Raw genomic sequence first — 20559 nt, 5'->3', positions numbered from 1 at the left:
AGTGCCGGCGGCTGCAACGCTAAGGGTTCTTGATCGCATAACTTAAGGCCATTTACTGAGTATAGGTGTTTTGCGGGATAAATTGGCGGGCCGTTGCAGTCTTTTGCTGTGCCGGCGAAGCCAATATCCGGTTAGCTGAGACACGCCCGCCAAGACTTGGTTCAATGGTGCTTGGCGGGTTGGTTGGCTTGCTGTAAGGCTTCCAGCGCGGAGGAGGCGATGGTTTTGGCCTCGCTCACGGATTCCCGGGCGCTGAGTTCGCTGATTTTTTTCAACGCGCTTTCAGCGATGCCGGCGTTTTGTTCAATGATCAGAAACTCTTTTTTAAACGCAATATCGATGGCTTCATAAACTTTGCGGATGTTTTCCTGCAGAGCGTCCTTGTCGGTGGAGGTTTCGTTGATGGCGCGCAAACAGGCTTGCGCGATGCGGATGTATCTCTGGTCTTTATTGGTCATGGCGGCTACATCAGGTTAAACATGGGCCGAGTATATCACAATGGTTCTTGAGTCCGACCTGCTTAAGGAATCTTAATGTGAGACCTCATCCGCTTGCTGAAATCTCTCCCTTTACGACGTTATCGCCCGGTTTAGGGGCCTCTTTGAGGCGCGCAAATAGTGACTATTGCGGCAACGTGAAAAATAGAATGCGGCCTTTAGGACAACTCTTGACGTTGGTCAAGACGGGGCCCCTCGGCGAAGGTCTAATTTAAGCTGTCACATAGAATAAATAGTATCCAAAATGCGATTTTTCGCACTGGACAGCAACTCGCATTGGAAAGAAATAAGGAGATTGACATGGAACAGCACATTGCATTGGTTACTGGCGGCACAGGGGGTATCGGGACCGCCATCTCTCGGCGTTTGGCGGAAGACGGCTTTCGGGTGATCGCCACCTACAGCTCGCCGGCCAAGCGCACTCATGCGGAAGTCTGGCGGGCTGAGCAGAGGGAGCGTGGGTTTGATATCGCCATCGAACTCATGGATGTCTCCAGTTTCGAAAGTTGCGCCGCCGCCGCAGCGGATATTCGTGAAAAATACGGAGTGGTCGAGGTACTGGTGAATAACGCCGGCATCACCCGCGACGCAGTAATGAAAAAAATGCAGATGGAGCAGTGGAAGGATGTCATCGACACCAACCTCAGCAGCGTCTTCAATGTCACCAAGCAGTTTCTTGACGATATGTTGGAAAGGCAGTACGGTCGCATCGTCAATATTTCCTCCATCAATGGCCAGAAAGGGCAGTTCGGCCAAGTGAACTATTCCGCCGCCAAAGCGGGCATTCACGGCTTCACCAAAGCGCTCGCGCAGGAAGTGGCGCGCAAGGGCGTGACGGTGAACACCATCTCACCCGGCTATGTCGCCACTGCAATGGTGATGGCGGTGGCGGAAGAAGTCAGAGAAAAGATCAAAGCGCAGATTCCAGTGGGGCGTTTCGCCGAACCGGAAGAAATCGCCCGTGCGGTATCCTTTTTGACAGCGAAAGAGGCGGGATATATCACCGGCTCCAACCTGTCTATCAATGGCGGCCAGCACATGTACTGACGCCCCGATGGAACCGGCCGCTGCGGCGGCCGGAGCCTCTTTGTCGGTCAAATATCCTAACCCCTTGTGATTTTCTTGCACGAAATCCGTTGATTTCGCCTCCGTTGTTTATACGCTCCGCAATACCTCATCATCCCGCTTACAATGCGGGTTAGGACGAATCGGAAGAGCCTCTTCCGTCAGTGTTGCCATTATCAAGTTGTAGTTATTTTGATCTAATCCATATTTCGAGCCATTGCTCTAACACAAACAATGAGTTGCGGAATAAAAATAAGTACACTCGTAAAGGTTTATAGCCTAGGCATTCGACAATAAAAACCTTTGCCATACTTATCAGGCTATAAAACTGGAAAACAGGAAAGCTTTGCACTGAATCGGTGGAGCTGGGTTCATTAATAAAGTTAAAAAACATCAACCGGAATGGAGTGGATATGAACTACTTCGTGACAGGAGGCACCGGATTTATCGGTCGTTTCCTGGTTCCCAAATTATTAAAACGCGGCGGAACCGTATATTTATTGGTGCGGGAGGCGTCTCTCCCCAAGCTTGATGAGCTGCGTGAACGCTGGAATGCGTCGGATGAGCAGGTAGTCGGCGTTGTCGGCGACCTGGCGCAGCCGATGCTTGGAGTCAGTGAGAAAGACGCTGCGATGCTGCGGGGCAAAGTGGGTCATTTCTTCCATTTGGCGGCCATCTACGACATGCAGGCCTCGGCGGAAAGTCAGGAGCAGGCGAATATCGAAGGTACGCGGAATGCGGTTAAGCTGGCCGATAGCCTGAAGGCGGCCTGCTTCCATCATGTCAGCTCCATCGCGGCGGCGGGTCTGTACCGCGGCATCTTCCGCGAAGATATGTTCGAAGAAGCGGAAAAACTGGATAACCCTTATTTGCGCACCAAGCATGAATCTGAAAAAGTGGTGCGGGAAGAATGCCAGACGCCTTGGCGCGTTTATCGTCCGGGTATGGTCGTCGGTCACTCTAAAACCGGCGAAATCGATAAAATCGATGGTCCCTACTATTTCTTTAAGCTCATCCAGAAGCTGCGTAGCGCACTGCCGCAGTGGATGCCCACCGTTGGCCTGGAAGGCGGACGCATCAATATTGTGCCGGTGGATTTCGTCGTAGATGCGATGGATCACATTGCGCATGCAGAGGGAGAAGACGGCAAATGCTTTCATTTGACTGATCCGGACCCTTACAAAGTGGGTGAAATCCTGAACATTTTCGCTGAAGCCGGGCATGCTCCTAAAATGGCGATGCGTATTGATGCGCGGATGTTTGGTTTTATCCCGCCTATGATCCGTCAGGGAATCGCGCGTCTGCCACCAGTGCAGCGGATGAAAAACGCTGTGCTTAACGATCTCGGAATTCCGGATGAGGTGATGAGCTTTATTAATTATCCGACCCGTTTCGATAATCGCGAAACTGAACGCCTGCTCAAAGGGACTGCTATTGCTGTGCCTCGTTTGCAGGATTATTCGCCAGCGATTTGGGATTACTGGGAACGTCACCTGGACCCGGATTTACACAAGGATCGCACACTGCGTGGAGCAGTAGAGGGACGGGTTTGCGTCATCACCGGCGCGACGTCCGGCATTGGTTTGAGCGCCGCCCGCAAGTTGGCTGAAGCTGGCGCGAAAGTGGTGATCGCCGCCCGCACATTGGAAAAGCTGCAGGAAGTGAAGAAAGAACTGGAAGAGCTGGGCGGTGAAGTTTATGAATATTCCGTCGATCTTTCCGACTTGGAGGATTGCGATCGCTTTGTCGCCAATGTCCTTAAAGATCTGGGGCATGTCGATGTGTTGGTGAATAACGCCGGCCGCTCCATTCGCCGTTCCATTCAGCACGCCTTCGACCGTTTCCATGATTTTGAGCGCACCATGCAGCTCAATTACTTTGGCTCATTGCGGCTGATTATGGGGTTTGCGCCAAGTATGCTGGAGCGCAGGCGTGGGCACATTGTGAATATCTCCTCTATCGGTGTACTGACCAATGCCCCTCGCTTCTCCGCCTATGTGGCTTCCAAGGCGGCGCTGGATGCGTTTTCCCGCTGTGCGGCGGCGGAGTTTTCCGATAAGAACGTGACCTTCACCACTATCAATATGCCGTTGGTGCGGACGCCAATGATCAGTCCTACCAAGATTTATGACTCGGTGCCGACGCTGACGCCGGAGGAAGCGGCGGACCTGGTGGCGGAAGCGATCATTCATCGGCCCAAGCGCATAGCTACGCGATTGGGCGTGTTTGCGCAGGTGTTGCATTCTATGGCGCCGAAGTTCAGTGAGATCATCATGAATACTGGCTTCAAGATGTTCCCGGACTCCAGCGCAGCCACGGGCGGTAAAGACGGTGAGAAGCCCAAGGTTTCCACAGAGCAGGTTGCTTTTGCGGCGATCATGCGGGGAATTCACTGGTAACTTCTATCGTTGTCGGGAATCGGGCCCCGGTCTTGACGCCGGGGCCTTGTATCTCGCTAATCAAATATCTATCCAGCCTGCGCAAATCAAGCCGTTGCGCATTAGAAAGTTAGCGGTAAAACACCTACACTTGCTGGCTCAGGCTGCGTAACCCGAAAATTTTTCAGCATTATTTCGGTTCGGAGGTTCCCCGTGATTTTTATAGGGCGGACCTATGTGCGCCATTAATAAATTAAATGGCGCGACAATAGGCTTGGTTCAGAGGAAAAGGTATGATTACGCCACTTTTGTGTGGTGGCTTTCACCCTCTGAACGCAGCAACATATCGCTGCAATAATTTGTTGAAATAACAAGCGCATTTTGATGCTTGCATCAAATCAGATAATGTAATTTAGGAGAAACAACGATGGGCGTTCTAGTAGGAAAACCTGCTCCCGACTTTACCGTTCCCGCTGTTCTGGCTGACGGTCAGATCGTAGACGAATACAAGCTGTCTGAAGCAATCAAAGGCAAGTATGCTCTGATTTTCTTCTATCCTCTGGACTTCACCTTCGTATGTCCTTCCGAGCTGATCGCACTGGATCACCGTGTAGAGCAGTTCAAAGAGCGTGGCGTAGAAGTGATCGGCGTTTCCATTGACTCACACTTCACTCACAACGCATGGCGCAACACCCCTGTGGACAAAGGCGGCATCGGCCCAGTCAAGTACACTCTGGCGGCTGACCTGAACCACGAAATCTGTAAAGCGTTTGACGTTGAGTCCGCTGGCGGCGTTGCGTTCCGCGGCGCATTCCTGATCGACAAAGACGGCGTTGTGCGTTCGCAAATCGTTAACGACCTGCCGCTGGGCCGTAACGTAGACGAGCTGATTCGTCTGGTTGACGCGCTGCAATTCCACGAAGAGCACGGCGAAGTGTGTCCTGCTGGCTGGAAGAAAGGCGACAAAGGTATGCAGGCTTCTCCAGAAGGCGTAGCTAACTACCTGTCTCAAAACTCCGACAAGCTTTAATTACTGTCGAGTTAACGAAAAAGGCCGCTTTTGCGGCCTTTTTTGTGTCTATGGCCTGTTCTGAATAGAGTTGACTCATTCTGGGACTAGACACGATGAGAATGCGGGGCGGTCAAAGATCAGTCTGCGTAGTCCTGCTGATCGGTGGTCCATCCCCCTAGTTCTTTCCAGCGATTCACGATTGAACAGAATAACTCCGCCGTTTTCATCGCGTCATATTCTGCGGAGTGCGCTTCTTTGTTGTCGAAGGGTATACCCGCCAACTGACAAGCTCTGGATAATACGGTATGTCCATAGGCCAGTGCGGCCAATGTCGCTGTGTCGAATGTGGAAAACGGGTGAAACGGATTGCGTTTCACGTCTCCTCTCTCGGCGGCGGCGAACAGGAACGAATGATCGAAAGTGGCGTTATGGCCGACCAGGATCGCACGATTGCAACCGTTGGACTTCACGGACTTGCGAATAGGGCGGAACAACTCGTTTAAAGCATCGGCTTCGGGCTTTGCGTCGCGCAAAGGGTTGAATGGGTCGATGCCTGTGAACTCCAGCGCCGCCTGTTCGATGTTGGCCCCGGCGAAGGGCTCTACATTGAAGCTGACTGGCGGCTCGGGATAGAGCATCCCGTCATCCTCCATGCTGATAATGACGGCGGAGACCTCCAACAGCGCATCGGTCTTGGAGTTAAAGCCGGCGGTCTCGACATCCACCACAACAGGCAGAAAGCCGCGGAAACGTCTGGCGAGAGGGGATTTGGGGCGGTTTTGCGATTCAGACACTGGTTATCTACTTTTGGTTGGGGTGGCGAACGACTCCCGCCACGGCTGTACTGTTATGAGAAATAAAGGTTTTGCGCGACAGGCGCGCGCGAGGAGCTGCGTCAGAGCAGCTCAGCTTTCCAGCGAATAGTCTCTCCCGCGCGAAAGGGAACTATCGATGAGTCGCCCAGCGCCATACTGGCCGGCATCGTCCACTCCTGTTTACTCAAGCGTACTTTGCCGCTATTGATGGGCAGGCCGTAAAACGTCGGGCCGTGCAGACTGGCGAAACCTTCCAGTTTGTCCAGTGCGCCCAGTTCATCGAAGGCTTCCGCATATAACTCCAGCGCGGAGGGTGCGGTGAAGCAGCCGGCGCAGCCGCAAGCCGCTTCTTTCTTTTCTTTGGGGTGCGGGGCGGAATCTGTGCCCAGAAAAAATCTATCGCTGCCGGAAGCGGCGGCGTCGCGCAAAGCAAGTTGATGCTCTGATCGCTTCAGGATGGGCAGGCAGTAGAAGTGCGGTCGAATGCCGCCAACCAGCATGTGGTTGCGATTGTAGAGCAGGTGGTGCGCAGTAATCGTAGCGCCGACATTTGAGCCTGCCTGATTTACAAACTCAACAGCGTCCCGGGTGGTGATGTGCTCTAGTACAATTTTTAAGTTCGGGAAGCGTTCGGTTAGGGGCGTTAGCGTTTCGTCGATGAAACGTTTCTCCCGGTCGAAAATATCCACGTCCGCCTGCACTACCTCGCCGTGAATTAATAACGGCATGCCCATATCACTCATTTTCTCCAATACGGAGAAGACATTGGCGACATCGGTAACGCCCGCATCGGAATTGGTGGTCGCGCCTGCGGGATAAAGCTTGCAGCCATAAACGATTCCACTCTGTCTGGCGGCGACAATTTCTTCTGGAGAGGTGTTGTTGGTCAGATAAAGCGTCATCAGTGGATCGAATGCCGCACCTGCCGGAACATGGCTCAGGATGCGATGGCGATAGGCTTCCGCCTGCGCTGTGTGGGTGACTGGAGGAACCAGATTGGGCATGACGATAGCGCGGGAAAACAGGCGCGCTGTCGCGGGTACTGTTGTCGCAAGGGCGTCGCCGTCGCGCAGGTGAAGGTGCCAATCATCGGGCCGGGTAATGACTAAGTCGGACATAGGGTATCAACCGCCAGGGCAATGCAGAAAAGCAGGGTTACAAAACTGCACGCAAGTATACCAGAACGGAACAGGATTCAGGGTAAAGAATTCCCGCGCCAGGCCGATAATATCGTTAACGTATGTTGTGATCACAGTGTTAGTGGGATTATTGTGCGCAAACTAACAATCGCCTCCGTCATCGCCCTCTCCTGGGCTGCATCCAGTCAAGCCGCGACTTTCTCCGCAGGTATCGAGAAAAGCCAGTGGTACTTGTCCTCTTCCATATTTGAGTGCGCGTTGACGCACAACATTCCGCAGTATGGTAGGGCTGTGTTCTATCATGAAGCGGGCGAAGCATTGAGGTTTTATCTCGATACCGCCCGCAACCCCATGAGGGAAGGGGAGGCGGCTCTGGTGCTTGAAGCGCCCCGTTGGCGTCCTGGAGTCGGCGTCCGGGATTTGGGGTATGTGGCGGTTTTGGACAAGCCGCATCCGATCAGCGTGGACAATCCAAAGGCATCGCAAATGATGGATAGCCTGCTGGAAGGGATGATGCCGACCTTTACGCGTCGCGCCCGCTTTAACGACGACACGGTCAGAGTGGAGGTCTCCTCCATTAACTTCGCCAGGTATTACGAGGACTATCTGTCTTGTGTATCAGGTCTGCTGCCCGTGAATTTTCGTCAGGTTGAGCGGACGGCGGTATTTTTCAAATTGGATGAGTCTGTGCTGACGGATCAGGATAAAAGAGAGTTGGACAAGGTGGTCTTGTACGTGAAGGCGGACCCTTCTGTGACGGCGATCTTTGTCGACGGGCACACGGATTCCACAGGACGTAGAATCTATAACCGCAGACTATCCAAAGATCGCGCGGAAGCGGTGACCGCCTATCTGATGGATAAGGGCGTGGCGTCGGAAAAAATCACCACTCGCTATCATGGCGAGCGGTATCCGGTGGTTCAGAATGCCGGTCCCAAGAATCTGGCGCGCAACCGCCGCGCGACTGTGCGTCTGGAAAGGGGAACGCAGCCGCCAGCCAAAGAGGATCTGTTGGATATCTCAATGGAAGAAGAATTGTAATCAGGTCTGTTCTCAAGCGAGTCTCTCCATTATGCGTCTCCGCCCTGGCGATGAGACGCACGCGCCTTTGCTCAGCCATAGAAAACTTTGTACGAAGGGCCTAGAATAACCGCCTTTCGTAATCTCTTGGGAGCATCGTCATGTCTAAGGTCAACAAAGTCGTACTCGCCTATTCCGGCGGGTTGGACACCTCGGTAATCGTTAAGTGGCTGCAAGAAAACTATGACTGTGAAGTGGTGACCTTTACTGCTGATATCGGTCAGGGCGAAGAAGTTGAGCCCGCTCGCGCCAAGGCTGAGAAACTCGGCGTCAAACAGATTTTCATTGAAGACCTGCGCGAAGAGTTCGCACGTGACTTTGTTTTTCCAATGTTCCGCGCCAATACCATTTATGAAGGCGAGTACCTGTTGGGCACCTCCATCGCGCGTCCCCTGATCGCCAAACGTTTGGTGGAAATCGCCAATGAGACTGGCGCCGACGCCATTTCTCATGGAGCTACAGGTAAAGGCAACGACCAAGTGCGCTTCGAGCTGGGCGCCTATGCATTGAAGCCGGGCATTAAAGTGATAGCGCCCTGGCGTGAGTGGGATCTGACCTCAAGAGAGAAACTGCTGACCTATTGCGATACGCATGACATCGCGGTGGAAAAAAAGAAAGGCAAATCTCCTTACTCCATGGACGCTAACTTGCTGCACATTTCCTATGAGGGCGGCATTCTGGAAGATCCCTGGGAGGAAGCGGAAGAAGATATGTGGCGCTGGTCTGTATCTCCGGAAGCTGCGCCGGATCAGGCCACCTATCTGGAATTGACCTATCAAAATGGCGATATCGTCGCTATTGACGGCGAAGCCCTGGCTCCGCATGAAGTCATTGAGAGATTAAACAAGGTTGGCGGCGTCAATGGCGTGGGACGTCTGGATATCGTTGAGAACCGCTATGTGGGGATGAAGTCTCGCGGCTGTTATGAAACGCCAGGGGGAACCATCATGTTGCGCGCCCATCGCGCCATTGAGTCCATTACTTTGGACAAAGAGCTGGCTCACCTGAAAGACAGCCTGATGCCGAAGTACGCGGAACTGATTTATAACGGCTATTGGTGGTCGCCGGAGCGTCTGGCTCTGCAGAAGTTGATCGATGAATCGCAGCAACACGTCAATGGCGTGGTGCGGGTCAAGCTGTACAAGGGCAACGTAATCGTAGCGGGACGTAAGTCCGAAGACAGCCTGTTCGACGACCGCATCGCCACTTTTGAAGATGACGGCGGCGTTTACAACCAACGTGATGCGGAAGGCTTCATCAAGCTAAACGCCCTGCGTATGCGCATTGCCGCTGATAAAGGCCGTAGCATGAAATAACGCCGAATTCGGCTCAAAAAAACCGCCATGTTGGCGGTTTTTTTATGTCGGTTCAGCGCCCTTGCAAGGCGGGGCGCTTTTCTTCGATGTTTACCTTAGTTGCTAAGGTTCAGCTGCTTGTTGGTTCTGGCTTGATAGTCTGCTTCCGTCTCCAGGCCGGTAGTCTCGCCCGCCAATGCTGCAGTAGTGTCCACGGCGGCGGATGAAATCTCACCGCCTAGCGTGAAGAATGCAACGGACTCCGTTACGCCCTCTGCAAAGGATGCTTGGCGGCGCGCGGTTTCCGCGGCTACATCCGGGTAAGAGGAGGCTTCCGACGACGAGACGATCGGCAGTACATACATGGCGTGAGAGCCATAGCTGAGACGGCTGATTAATGTGTCGGGAGAGCCTGAAGGGGCAGCGGCGTCAAGCGTATTGGTCGCTCCCATTTGTTCGGCCAGTTTATCCACACCGGATAACAGGTCTGGATAAGGCGTTCCAAAACCGGTCGTTAATTGGGTGGTTTCCGTTTCTATTACGTTGGTTTGATCGCTCACATAGCCGATTTGTGCGTTGCCGTTCACATCAGGGCGGCCAGCCAGTTCAATCATCAATACGCCGGTATCGTCAGCGGAAGTTTGATAGTTCCCGCTATAGTTGATCGACGTATTCAAGTTGTCAGCGAAGCTGATGGGGTCCACGGCGTCCAGCGCGGCCTGAAACACTCCCAGGAAGGTTTCATAGCTGGTGGTTCCCTGGGCGATTCCGGCTGCGGACAAACCGCCGATAATGGTAGGCGCGAATGACGGAGAGTTCTCCAGCATGCGTACAATGCCTGAGGAGGGCGTTAATAGCACAGCGGCTTTTATGTTGTCCATCGGCGTGCTGTTGGCGACGCTCACAAACGGGGTGCCGATGAGCGTGCCCAGAGAGTGGCCCATAAAGAACACGTTGTTGTTATCCAGGTCACCCGCAGCATATAGGCCGCCGCTGGGACCGTCCAAATCAATCGAGCTGATGGTTTGTCTCAGGTTTAACAGGTCAATGACGCCTTGGCGATTCTTGTCGCGGCTATTGATGAAGCCTGTCAGATTGATAAACAGGCTGCCGGATGAGCCAGAGGCGCTGTCAGGATCAAAATTCATCGCTACCGCTTGCTGTGCGGCGTTGGAAGTGTAATCGAAGTGGCGCTCGTTATCCGTGTGGGCGATGCCGGGGATGGTGCTGCCGGCGTTGGCGACGGTGTTTTCGAAGGAAGCTAACGCGCGAATCGCTTTGTCCAACTCAGTGTCCCCACTTGAGCCGCCAGCAACAACGTTATTGATTGTGGTCTGGGCTGCAGCAGCGTCAACTTTTAATGTCGCCATAACGGTGCCGAGGTTGAGTATCTTGTCCACGACAGCTTGGTTGTTTTCGTCATTCGGAGCTAGCGATGCTGGCAGTCCACTTTCTTGACCTGCCGCCAATAGAGTGGCCGCCAAGCCAAGCTTTTTCGCAGTCGAAGCGGGAGCTACGCCATGTACGACTTGGTCTATAGCGATGGTGGCGAAACATTTTTCAGCCAGGGCTGTTCCTACGGACAACGCTGCGCTTCTATCCGTAGTGATGCCGTGTTGGAAAATGACGGTTTTTAGCGGTTTGGGGCAGGCTGAGGTATTGTCGGGATATATCGCCAGCCAGGGAATAGGCAGGGCGTCCACTTGCTGCGGGAATGGGAACACGTAATTTACCACTGATGAGGTGGCTTCCCGGGTGCTGGTGTCGCCTTGCGGCAGAGCCAGTCCCGCAGAGCTGAAGGTGGTGTTAAGCGTATCCGCCAGAGTTTTATTGGCGGTCCAGGCGCTTGATTGGATGGGGGTGCCGTCCGAATCCGTGGGAACGCCCAAGTAGTAGGGGACAGTAATGGTTCCCTGGGAGACCAACGGCTCGATCTCATTACTCCCGTCGAGGAATGAGCTGGTTAGCGCCGAGATCAGGTTCACGTGAACGCTGGAGCTGGTATTGGTGACGGTCCGCGCCTGCGGAGTGGGCAACAAGGCTGAAAAACTGCTTGCAAGGACTGCCGATGCGCAACCTATTGCCTCGGCTCCGCTTTTGTCATTGCAGGGAGGGGAGTCGAATATTGGTGTAAATGCGGCTTTTTGTGCTGCAGTGGGAAATGCCGCCACTGCGCCGTCCGCAGCGATTTTTATGTCGGAATAATCTACGTCAGAATCGCTGTCCACACTGGTTCCCGATTCGACGACCGCTTTGGCGGCGCTGATGCGAATAAAGCCCGTTAATTGATCGCTAAACCATTCCGCCGGGTTGGCGATATACTCCATTACCTTCTCGTCCCCTGATGTGGTGAAAGAGTAGGTAAGTGCGATATTGCTCGCAGAGAGCGGGTTCATGCTCAGAGCTGAGCGGGTAGTGTTGTTCAATGCGAAATATGATTGCGCAACAGGTTCCCAGAAGCTGTTGATAATGGTGCGAACAGGCTCAAGCTGGGAGGAGGGGAGATTGCCGCTGCCGGTTAACAGGTAGTAATTAGGGTCCATGGTTATGGCTTGCCCCGTAGCGTCCTCAACTTCGTTGGTGACTATAACCAGATAGCGAGTTTTTGGTTTAAGGGGCTTGGTTGGTTGAATTCTTAGCGTGCTGGCGCCTGATAACTCAATAACAGAAGCCTTAATGGCTGGCGCATCCGCAATTGCCGCCCCGAGAATGGCGGCTGCGGTTGCTGGGTCGCTCTCTGCGGCGGCCAATAGCGCGCCGGCTGCCAAAGGTATAGTGGGCGGCTCAGAAATGGACAGACCTTGAATCGGCTCCCTGCTGGCGTAGGCCAATTCAAGCAAGAAGACATTCTGATTCGGGTTGGGGACCAAGCTTCCGTCAGAAGAAATAAACGAGTCTGTGCTTAAACTGTCGCCATCCAGCTCGCCGGAGAATGATATGTCTATTGGGGCAATGGTGGATGCGCCGCTTAAAGACCCCAGGGCCGCCAGGACCGGGTTTGCGGTTGAGTCTGAAAATGTGCCGTCCGCGGCGGTTTGATCAAGTAGAAGATCATTGGGGACGGGAACCAGGCTGGCGACAGGATTGAACAGTGGCCAAGTTCTGCCTTCAAACTGCCCCTCTAGCGAATCGGGCAAATCCCCATCATATTCATTTTGCGCTCCAGCATTGGCGTTGCCGCCGCCTCCGCCTCCACACCCCGATAAAGTGACCGCCGACGCTACCGCCAGACTGAGAAAGGTTTTCTTGAACATAGGTAGGACCTTCTTCCTTTTATTATTGCTTTCAGAATGTTCCCGGCGTGACTGAATTATTCGCTCCAGTTCTTCGCCAAAAAAGTTTTATCAGCATAGGTTAGATTTCATCGGCCTGAAAGCCGTGAAATCATACGCCGCACAATAAAATAAGCCTTTCGCCCGATGCAATAGTGGCGTTCAGGCGCAGGCGTTTGGTGATTTTCTCATGCATCGTCAGGAGTTTAGCTCATTTTTCCTGTGGTTGGACTCTCTAATTCACAAATGGGAAAAATAGATTAGACCTGGCCCTGGCTGCTGCGGTTGCAAAGGCGCCGTATTCGTTAACAGTTTAAGGCTGAACTTGGGGGGCGAATTAGGTACAATTTCCGCCTAAATCAAATAAGGCGGGCACTTGGCGTCCCTTGGGAGGCGTCGCTGTCGGCCAAAGCTGTGACTACTCCAAGAACCATGTAAAAAGAGAGTGCGTGCATGACCACCGTGATCCGTCAAGACGATCTCATCGACAGCGTATTCGACGCGCTGCAGTTTATCTCCTATTACCATCCCGTCGACTTTATTAAAGCGGTTCATGCTGCCTATGAGCGCGAAGAGTCCACTGCCGCCAAGGATGCACTGGCGCAAATTTTGATCAACTCCCGCATGTGCGCAGAGGGGCGTCGTCCCATCTGTCAGGACACCGGTATCGTGACTGTGTTTTTAAATATCGGAATGGACGTGCGCTGGGAGGCGAACATGAGCGTCGAGGATATGGTTAATGAAGGCGTACGTCGCGCGTATCTGCATCCCGACAATATTCTGCGGGCGTCTGTTCTGGCTGATCCTGACGGTGCGCGCAAGAACACGAAAGACAACACCCCCGCTATCATCCACATGAAAGTCGTTCCTGGCGACAAAGTCGAAGTGCATGTTGCGGCCAAAGGCGGCGGTTCTGAGGCTAAGTCCAAGTTTGCGATGCTTAACCCGTCCGACTCTGTTGCAGAATGGGTGCTGGAGCAGGTGCCGAAGATGGGCGCTGGCTGGTGTCCGCCCGGCATGTTGGGGATAGGTATCGGCGGCACGGCGGAGAAAGCAATGGAGTTAGCCAAAGAGGCGTTGCTTGATCCTATCGATATCCAGGACTTGCAGGCGCGTGGCGCGGCTAACCGTAGCGAGGAGTTGCGTCTGGAGCTGTTCGAGAAAGTCAATGCGTTGGGTATCGGGGCGCAAGGTCTGGGTGGTTTGACAACTGTACTGGACGTCAAAGTAAAAGACTATCCGACCCATGCCGCCAACAAGCCCGTCGCTATCATTCCCAACTGCGCTGCGACTCGCCATGCGCATTTTGTGCTGGATGGCAGTGGTCCCGCATTGCAAACGCCGCCCAATCTGGATGAGTGGCCGGAAATCACCTGGGAGGTGGGCGCCAACGTTAAGCGAGTGAATATGGATACTGTCACACGGGATGAAATCGCGTCCTGGCGTCCCGGCGATACGGTGCTTTTGTCTGGAAAAATGCTGACGGGCCGTGACGCCGCCCACAAAAAAATGGTGGATATGCTCGCTCGCGGCGAATCCTTGCCAGTAGATTTGAATAACCGCTTCATTTATTACGTAGGTCCTGTTGATCCTGTGGGCGATGAGGTGGTTGGGCCTGCCGGGCCGACCACATCCACACGTATGGATAAGTTCACTCGCACTATGCTGGAGCAGACCGGTCTTATGGGTATGATCGGCAAAGCCGAACGCGGCCCGGTGGCGATTGAAGCGATTCGCGACAATAAAGCAGTTTATCTGATGGCCGTGGGCGGCGCCGCCTACCTGGTTTCTAAAGCGATTCGTTCTTCCAATGTCGTGGCTTTCCCTGAGCTGGGAATGGAAGCAATCTATGAGTTCGAAGTGAAAGATATGCCGGTTACCGTGGCGGTGGATGTAAACGGCGAGTCTGTGCATCAAACCGGTCCAGCGGAATGGCGTAAGCGCATTGCTGAAAGCGCTGTGAAAATAGTCGGCTAAGATAAATGTTGGCGATCTCTTTCTTGTAGAGTTAGGCTACAGCGACGCTGGGGCGAGCGCCCCGGCAAACGCTTAATTCAAAACAAGGAGAAAAAGCATGAGCGATACAATTCCAAGTTGCGAGGCCTGTAGACCTGACGCTGAAAAAGTAGATCCGGCGAAACTTGAGAAGTACTTGAGTCAGGTGCCTGAGTGGCGTTTGGAAGAGCGTAACGGCGTGCAAATGATCAGCCGTGACTACAAATTCAAAAACTTCGCTTTGGCGTTAGAGTTCACCAACAAGGTTGGCGCTATTGCCGAAGAAATTAACCACCACCCTGAACTGGTGACCGAGTGGGGCAAGGTCAGGGTTACCTGGTGGAGTCATACTATTAAAGGTCTGCATGAGTTGGACTTTGCGATGGCTAAGCGGTGCGAAGCAGTCTTTAACGCATAGAGGTCTGTCGCATCCCGCTGGCGTCTCACAGCTGGTAGGAAAATAATGGAAAGAACATATCGACTGGTAATCGCCTGCCCTGATCGGGTGGGTATTGTTGCGAAGGTAACCACGTTTCTGGCTACTTATAATGGGTGGCTAACCGAAGCGAGCCATCATTCGGACCCGACCAACGGTTGGTTCTATATGCGGAATGAGATAAAGGCGAGTTCGCTCCCTTTTGATCTGAACTCATTTCGTATTGCGTTCGAACCGATTGCCCGTGAGTTTCAGATGTGCTGGCATGTGGCGGATTCGCAGCAACCCAAGCGAATTGTTCTGATGGCGAGTAAGGAGTCTCACTGTCTGGCGGACTTGTTGCACCGTTGGCACGCAAAGGAGATGGATGGGGAGATCGTCGGAGTTATCTCCAATCATGATGACCTGCGCCGCATGGTGGAGTGGCATGACATTCCCTACTATCACGTGCCGGTGGACCCTGATGACAAGTCCGTCGCATTTGCTGAGGTTGAGCGACTGGTGGATGCTCTGGATGCGGAAGTGATCGTTCTTGCGCGTTACATGCAGATTCTGCCGCCGGAGCTGTGCGACAGATATACGGGACGCATTATCAATATCCATCACAGCTTCCTGCCGTCTTTCGCTGGCGCCCGCCCCTATCATCAGGCGTACAAGCGTGGCGTCAAGCTGATCGGCGCCACCTGCCATTACGTCACTCAGGATCTGGATGAAGGCCCAATTATTGAGCAGGATGTGATCAGGGTGAATCACAGCGACACCATCGAAGACATGGTGCGGCTGGGGAAAGACGTAGAGAAACAAGTGCTTGCCCGGGGCTTGCGCTATCACTTGGAAGACCGGGTGATTGTTCATGAGAACAAGACCATCGTATTTGAATAAGGTCATGTTGGACTGACATCAAACCCGGGGCGCTCGCTCCGGGCTCATTGGTTGGCGTTTCCGGCATATGGGCGTATCTTTAAGGTATCAGTGTAATGAAAGGAGTACGCTGACAGGGCGGTTAACAATAACCATCAGCAAATGCCTGCCTTAGGAGAGTCCCATGCTGCGATCCGTGAAAGTGCGTGATTATATGACAACCAACTTGGTTGTGTTTTCCCCTGAAACAGAGTTGTTTGAAGCGATTCATAAACTCCTTAAAAACAGTATCTCCGGCGCTCCTGTGGTAGATGGCAGGGGAAACCTTGTGGGGATGCTGTCGGAAGTGGACTGCCTGAAAAGTATTCTGAGCGGCAGTTACTATGACTATGAATCTTTGGGCGGCACTGTCGCTGAATATATGACCGTGGATGTGGATGTTGTCGGGCCGGAGGAAGATATTCTGGCGGTGAGTGAGCGCTTCATTAATAATCGCCGGCGTCGGTTTCCTGTGGTTGAAGAGGGAAAATTGGTGGGGCAGATCAGTCGTAAGGACGTACTGCGCGCTGTTTCAGACTTCGTCGCCCCTCAGCGGTTTCATCAGTCTGCCTGATTCGCTATAAACGATTGGCGCGCGCCTGCTGATGCGCGTCGCCAACCTGCTTCTCTCGTCCCCGGGAGAATGCCTTTAACGCCTAAAAAATATCTTATTCTCACCCTAATTAACTTCGTTGCCGCCGCCTTCTATGCTAGACTTGACCGCTTGTGGCGCAGCCCTTGGTCGAGTAAAGAGTGTGCGATTATATGCCGCTTGAACTGACTCCCCGCCGGGTTCAACGACTGCAAAACGAGCGAACCAGGGTTTGGACAGACTGTGGGTAGAACAAGAACCGAACTATCCTTTCTAGAATAGGTTATTGCTATATTATGGCTGAACTCGCCAAAGAAATACTTCCCGTCAATATTGAAGATGAACTAAAACAATCCTACCTCGACTACGCGATGAGCGTTATCGTCGGCCGTGCTTTGCCGGATGCGCGAGACGGTCTCAAGCCGGTGCACCGCCGCGTTTTGTTTGCGATGAACGAGCTGGGTAATGATTGGAACAAGTCGTACAAGAAATCCGCCCGTGTGGTTGGTGACGTCATCGGTAAATATCACCCTCATGGCGACTCCGCCGTATACGACACCATCGTACGCATGGCGCAGCCATTCTCCCTGCGATACACCTTGGTGGACGGGCAGGGCAACTTCGGCTCCATAGACGGCGATAGCGCAGCAGCGATGCGTTATACGGAAATCCGCATGGAGAAGATCGCCCATGAAATGCTGGCCGATCTCGATAAAGAGACGGTCGACTTCGCCCCTAACTACGATGGCTCAGAGCAGATTCCCGTCGTACTTCCGACCAAGGTTCCCAATCTACTTGTAAATGGGTCCTCAGGCATCGCGGTAGGGATGGCGACGAACATTCCTCCTCATAACCTGACCGAAGTGGTCAATGGATGTCTTGCTTACCTGGATAACAGCGATATAACCATTGATGAGTTGATGGAGTTTATCCCGGGTCCTGACTTCCCCACCGCAGCGATTATTAATGGTCGTGCTGGGATTTTGGAAGCCTACCGCACTGGTCGCGGTCGAATTTATATTCGCGCTCGTTACGAAATTGAACAGGACAAGAAAACCAGTAAGGAAACGATTGTAATTACTGAAATTCCTTACCAGGTTAACAAGGCCAAGCTGGTCGAAAAAATCGCTGAGCTGGTCAAAGAGAAAAAGGTTGAAGGCATCACCGAACTGCGTGATGAGTCCAGCAAGGAAGGCATGAGGGTGGTGATTGAGTTGCGTCGCGGTGAAAACGCGGACGTGCTCATGAATAACCTGTTCGCTCTTACGCCGCTGGAAACCGTATTCGGCATCAACATGGTCGCCTTGATCAATGGCGAGCCCAAACTGCTGAATCTGAAAGATTGCATCGAATGTTTTGTGCGTCATCGCCGTGAAGTGGTGACTCGCCGGACCATATACGAGCTGCGTAAAGCCCGTGAACGTGGCCACATCCTGGAGGGGCAGGCGGTGGCTTTGGCGAATATCGATCCTGTTATCGCCGTAATTAAGGCATCCTCCACTGGCGCGGAAGCCAAAGAGCGTTTGATGGCGCAGGGCTGGGCTCCGGGAGCGGTGACAGGCATGCTGGAGCGCGCAGGCGAAGACGCCTGTCGCCCTGATGATCTGGCTCCTGAGTTTGGTCTGCGTGAGGGTCTGTATTACCTGTCTGAAGTGCAAGCGCAATCCATTCTGGACTTGCGTCTGCAAAAGCTGACCGGGCTGGAAATCGAGAAGATTAACGACGAGTACCGCAGCATCATCGAGCAAATTGCTGAATTGCTGGAAATTTTGCAAAATCCAGAGCGTCTGATGGCTGTCATCCGTGAAGAACTGGAAGCTGTCCGCGAAGAATTTGGCGATGTTCGCGTTACGGAAATTACCGCCTCCAAGCGAGACCTCACGATTGCTGACCTGATCGCTGAAGAAGACATGGTGGTTACGTTGTCTCACAAAGGCTACGCCAAGACCCAGCCGCTGGAAGCCTACCAGGCGCAGAAACGCGGAGGCAAAGGCAAGGCCGCAACGGCGATTCGCGATGAGGATTTTGTTGAAAAGCTACTGATCGCCAATTCTCATGACACGATTTTGTGTTTTACTTCCCACGGCAAACTGTATTGGCTTAAGACCTATGAAATTCCTCAGGCCAGCCGTATTTCGCGTGGACGTCCGATCGTCAACATCCTGCCGCTGGCGGAAAATGAGCGCATCACTACTATGTTGCCGGTGCGTGAGTACACGGCAGATCACTATGTGTTCATGGCGACGCGTCAGGGGACGGTTAAGAAAACGCCTTTGGAGAACTTCTCACGCCCTCGCAGCAGCGGCTTGATCGCTTTGGCGCTGGATGAAGGCGACATGCTGATCGGCGCAGCCATTACCGACGGCAAGAAAGACGTCATGCTGTTCAGCAGCAGCGGCAAAGCCATTCGCTTTAATGAAGATGATGTGCGACCAATGGGGCGTACCGCTCGCGGCGTTAGAGGGATTCGTTTGGCGCAAGGACAAACTGTCGTTTCCCTTATCATTCCGCAAGAAGACGCCTATATCCTCACGGCGAGTCGCAAGGGCTACGGTAAGCGGACCGCAGTATCTGAATTCCCTGTGTACGGGCGTGGAGGTCAGGGCGTTATCGCTATCCAATGCTCTGAACGAAATGGCGACCTGGTGAGCGCTGTGCAGGTAATCAGCGGTGATCAGCTAATGTTGATCAGTAACCAGGGAACGCTGGTGCGGACGCGCTCGGACGAGGTTTCTATCGTCGGAAGAAATACTCAGGGCGTACGATTGATCCGTCTGTCCGAATCGGAAGATTTAGTCGGTGTAGAGCGGATCGCGGAGCCCGAGGAAGACGAGAGCGACTTCCAGGGCGAGGAAGGTGAAGGAGTCGAAGCCGTTGACGGAGACGATCTGGACTCTGGCGACGCAGGTGAGGAAGGCTCCGAGGCGGAAGAATAACTTTCGCTTCGGTTGGCTTGTCTAAGAAGTTTGGTTGACCAAATACCGGAGAGCGGCCTGTATGGCTGATAGAAAGTTTAATTTTTGCGCGGGCCCTTCCGCGCTGCCTACGGAAGTGTTGTTGCAGGCTCAGGCGGAACTGCTCGATTGGCGGGGTAAAGGTCTGTCAATTATGGAGATGAGTCATCGCAGTGACGATTTTGTTGCTGTGGCGGTTGAAGCTGAGCGTGACTTTCGTGAGCTGATGTCTGTGCCCGACAATTACAAAGTTCTCTTTGTGCAGGGTGGGGCCGCCACTCAGTTCGCTTCTGTGCCGCTTAATTTGCTGAAGCTCGGCGCCGAAGCGGATTATATCGATACGGGTATCTGGTCGAAGAAAGCCATTGCGGAGGCGGGGCGCTACCTTAAGGTAAATGTCGCTGCTTCCGCCAAAGATAATGGCTATGCCTGCATTCCTGCTCGTAGCGAGTGGCGTTTGAGCGAGAGCGCAGGTTATGTGCACTATACGCCCAATGAAACAATTGGCGGCGTTGAGTTTCTCGATATTCCTGACGTAGGCGATAAGCCTTTGGTGGCGGATATGTCCTCCACCATATTGTCCCGTCCCGTGGATATCAGTCGCTTCGGGGTGATATACGCCGGCGCCCAAAAGAATATTGGTCCCGCTGGCCTGACGCTGGTTATCGTGCGGGAAGACTTGCTGGGATATGCTTCCGACAGTCTGCCCACTATGCTGAACTATAAAGTGGCCAGTGAAAACGACTCCATGGTCAATACTCCGCCTACTTTTTCTTGGTACTTGGCTGGCCTGGTATTTAAGTGGCTGAAAGGAAAAGGCGGTGTGCAGGCTATGGAGGCGATTAACTGCCGCAAAGCTGACAAACTTTATTCATACATAGACGACAGCGAGTTTTATGCGAACCCGATAGATCTGTCTTGTCGTTCCTGGATGAATGTGCCCTTTACACTGAAAGATGACCGCCTGGATCAGAAGTTTCTGCAAGAGGCGGAAGGGGCGGGTCTGCTTAATCTGCAGGGGCATCGTTCGGTTGGAGGAATGCGCGCCAGTTTGTATAACGCATTGCCTGAAGAGGCGGTGGATGCGCTGATTGGGTTTATGCAAGATTTTGCTGGGAGGAATGCCTGA

Annotated in this window: 15 protein-coding genes; 11 read left to right on the top strand and 4 right to left on the bottom strand. The window is 53.3% G+C overall.

Annotation, left to right across the window (positions count from 1 at the left end):
* Window positions 1–161: 161 nt before the first annotated feature.
* Window positions 162–458: a hypothetical protein gene (locus tag HCH_RS22455; protein ID WP_011398751.1), complete on the bottom strand. Its 297-nt coding sequence runs from the start codon at window positions 456–458 to the stop codon at window positions 162–164.
* 339 nt (window positions 459–797) lie between these two features.
* Here HCH_RS22455 and phbB point away from each other — a divergent pair, with 339 nt between their 5' ends.
* The 3 genes from phbB to HCH_RS22440 all read left to right on the top strand — a co-directional run bounded on the left by phbB (window position 798) and on the right by HCH_RS22440 (window position 4970).
* The gene (gene phbB / locus HCH_RS22450; protein ID WP_011398750.1) at window positions 798–1544 is read left to right on the top strand and encodes an acetoacetyl-CoA reductase; all 747 of its coding nucleotides are present in this window, start codon (window positions 798–800) and stop codon (window positions 1542–1544) included.
* 431 nt (window positions 1545–1975) lie between these two features.
* On the top strand, window positions 1976–3961 hold the full coding sequence (locus tag HCH_RS22445) for an SDR family oxidoreductase (protein ID WP_011398749.1): 1986 nt from the start codon (window positions 1976–1978) through the stop codon (window positions 3959–3961).
* Window positions 3962–4367: 406 nt separating this feature from the next.
* A complete protein-coding gene (locus HCH_RS22440; protein ID WP_011398748.1) occupies window positions 4368–4970 on the top strand; it encodes a peroxiredoxin in 603 nt (200 codons plus the stop codon).
* A 119-nt stretch (window positions 4971–5089) separates the two neighbouring features.
* Here the strand turns inward: HCH_RS22440 and rnt are convergent, their stop codons facing one another.
* A complete protein-coding gene (rnt, locus tag HCH_RS22435; RefSeq protein ID WP_011398747.1) occupies window positions 5090–5746 on the bottom strand; it encodes a ribonuclease T in 657 nt (218 codons plus the stop codon).
* Window positions 5747–5847: 101 nt separating this feature from the next.
* Window positions 5848–6885: a dihydroorotase gene (gene pyrC, locus HCH_RS22430; RefSeq protein ID WP_011398746.1), complete on the bottom strand. Its 1038-nt coding sequence runs from the start codon at window positions 6883–6885 to the stop codon at window positions 5848–5850.
* Window positions 6886–7038: 153 nt separating this feature from the next.
* Between pyrC and HCH_RS22425 the strand changes: the two genes are divergently transcribed.
* Both HCH_RS22425 and HCH_RS22420 read left to right on the top strand, forming a co-directional pair.
* Window positions 7039–7947, top strand: coding sequence for a flagellar protein MotY (locus HCH_RS22425; RefSeq protein WP_238384922.1), 909 nt, complete (start codon window positions 7039–7041; stop codon window positions 7945–7947).
* Window positions 7948–8087: 140 nt separating this feature from the next.
* On the top strand, window positions 8088–9302 hold the full coding sequence (locus HCH_RS22420) for an argininosuccinate synthase (protein ID WP_011398744.1): 1215 nt from the start codon (window positions 8088–8090) through the stop codon (window positions 9300–9302).
* 95 nt (window positions 9303–9397) lie between these two features.
* Here the strand turns inward: HCH_RS22420 and HCH_RS22415 are convergent, their stop codons facing one another.
* Window positions 9398–12535 carry an Ig-like domain-containing protein gene (locus HCH_RS22415; RefSeq protein ID WP_011398743.1) on the bottom strand — a complete coding sequence of 1046 codons (3138 nt, stop codon included), beginning with the start codon at window positions 12533–12535 and terminating at the stop codon, window positions 9398–9400.
* Between the two features lie 471 nt (window positions 12536–13006).
* Between HCH_RS22415 and HCH_RS22410 the strand changes: the two genes are divergently transcribed.
* The 6 genes from HCH_RS22410 to serC all read left to right on the top strand — a co-directional run bounded on the left by HCH_RS22410 (window position 13007) and on the right by serC (window position 20559).
* A complete protein-coding gene (locus HCH_RS22410; RefSeq protein WP_011398742.1) occupies window positions 13007–14530 on the top strand; it encodes a fumarate hydratase in 1524 nt (507 codons plus the stop codon).
* Between the two features lie 97 nt (window positions 14531–14627).
* Window positions 14628–14966: a 4a-hydroxytetrahydrobiopterin dehydratase gene (locus HCH_RS22405; protein WP_011398741.1), complete on the top strand. Its 339-nt coding sequence runs from the start codon at window positions 14628–14630 to the stop codon at window positions 14964–14966.
* Between the two features lie 45 nt (window positions 14967–15011).
* The gene (purU, locus tag HCH_RS22400; protein WP_011398740.1) at window positions 15012–15866 is read left to right on the top strand and encodes a formyltetrahydrofolate deformylase; all 855 of its coding nucleotides are present in this window, start codon (window positions 15012–15014) and stop codon (window positions 15864–15866) included.
* A 163-nt stretch (window positions 15867–16029) separates the two neighbouring features.
* The gene (locus HCH_RS22395) at window positions 16030–16458 is read left to right on the top strand and encodes a CBS domain-containing protein (protein WP_011398739.1); all 429 of its coding nucleotides are present in this window, start codon (window positions 16030–16032) and stop codon (window positions 16456–16458) included.
* A gap of 314 nt (window positions 16459–16772) precedes the next feature.
* Entirely contained in the window at window positions 16773–19412 is a 2640-nt protein-coding gene (gyrA, locus tag HCH_RS22390) for a DNA gyrase subunit A (RefSeq protein ID WP_011398738.1), read from the top strand.
* A 61-nt stretch (window positions 19413–19473) separates the two neighbouring features.
* Window positions 19474–20559 carry a 3-phosphoserine/phosphohydroxythreonine transaminase gene (gene serC / locus HCH_RS22385; RefSeq protein ID WP_011398737.1) on the top strand — a complete coding sequence of 362 codons (1086 nt, stop codon included), beginning with the start codon at window positions 19474–19476 and terminating at the stop codon, window positions 20557–20559.

Source organism: Hahella chejuensis KCTC 2396 (genome assembly GCF_000012985.1).
GTDB lineage: Bacteria > Pseudomonadota > Gammaproteobacteria > Pseudomonadales > Oleiphilaceae > Hahella > Hahella chejuensis.
This window is presented reverse-complemented; position numbering and strand designations above follow the sequence as displayed.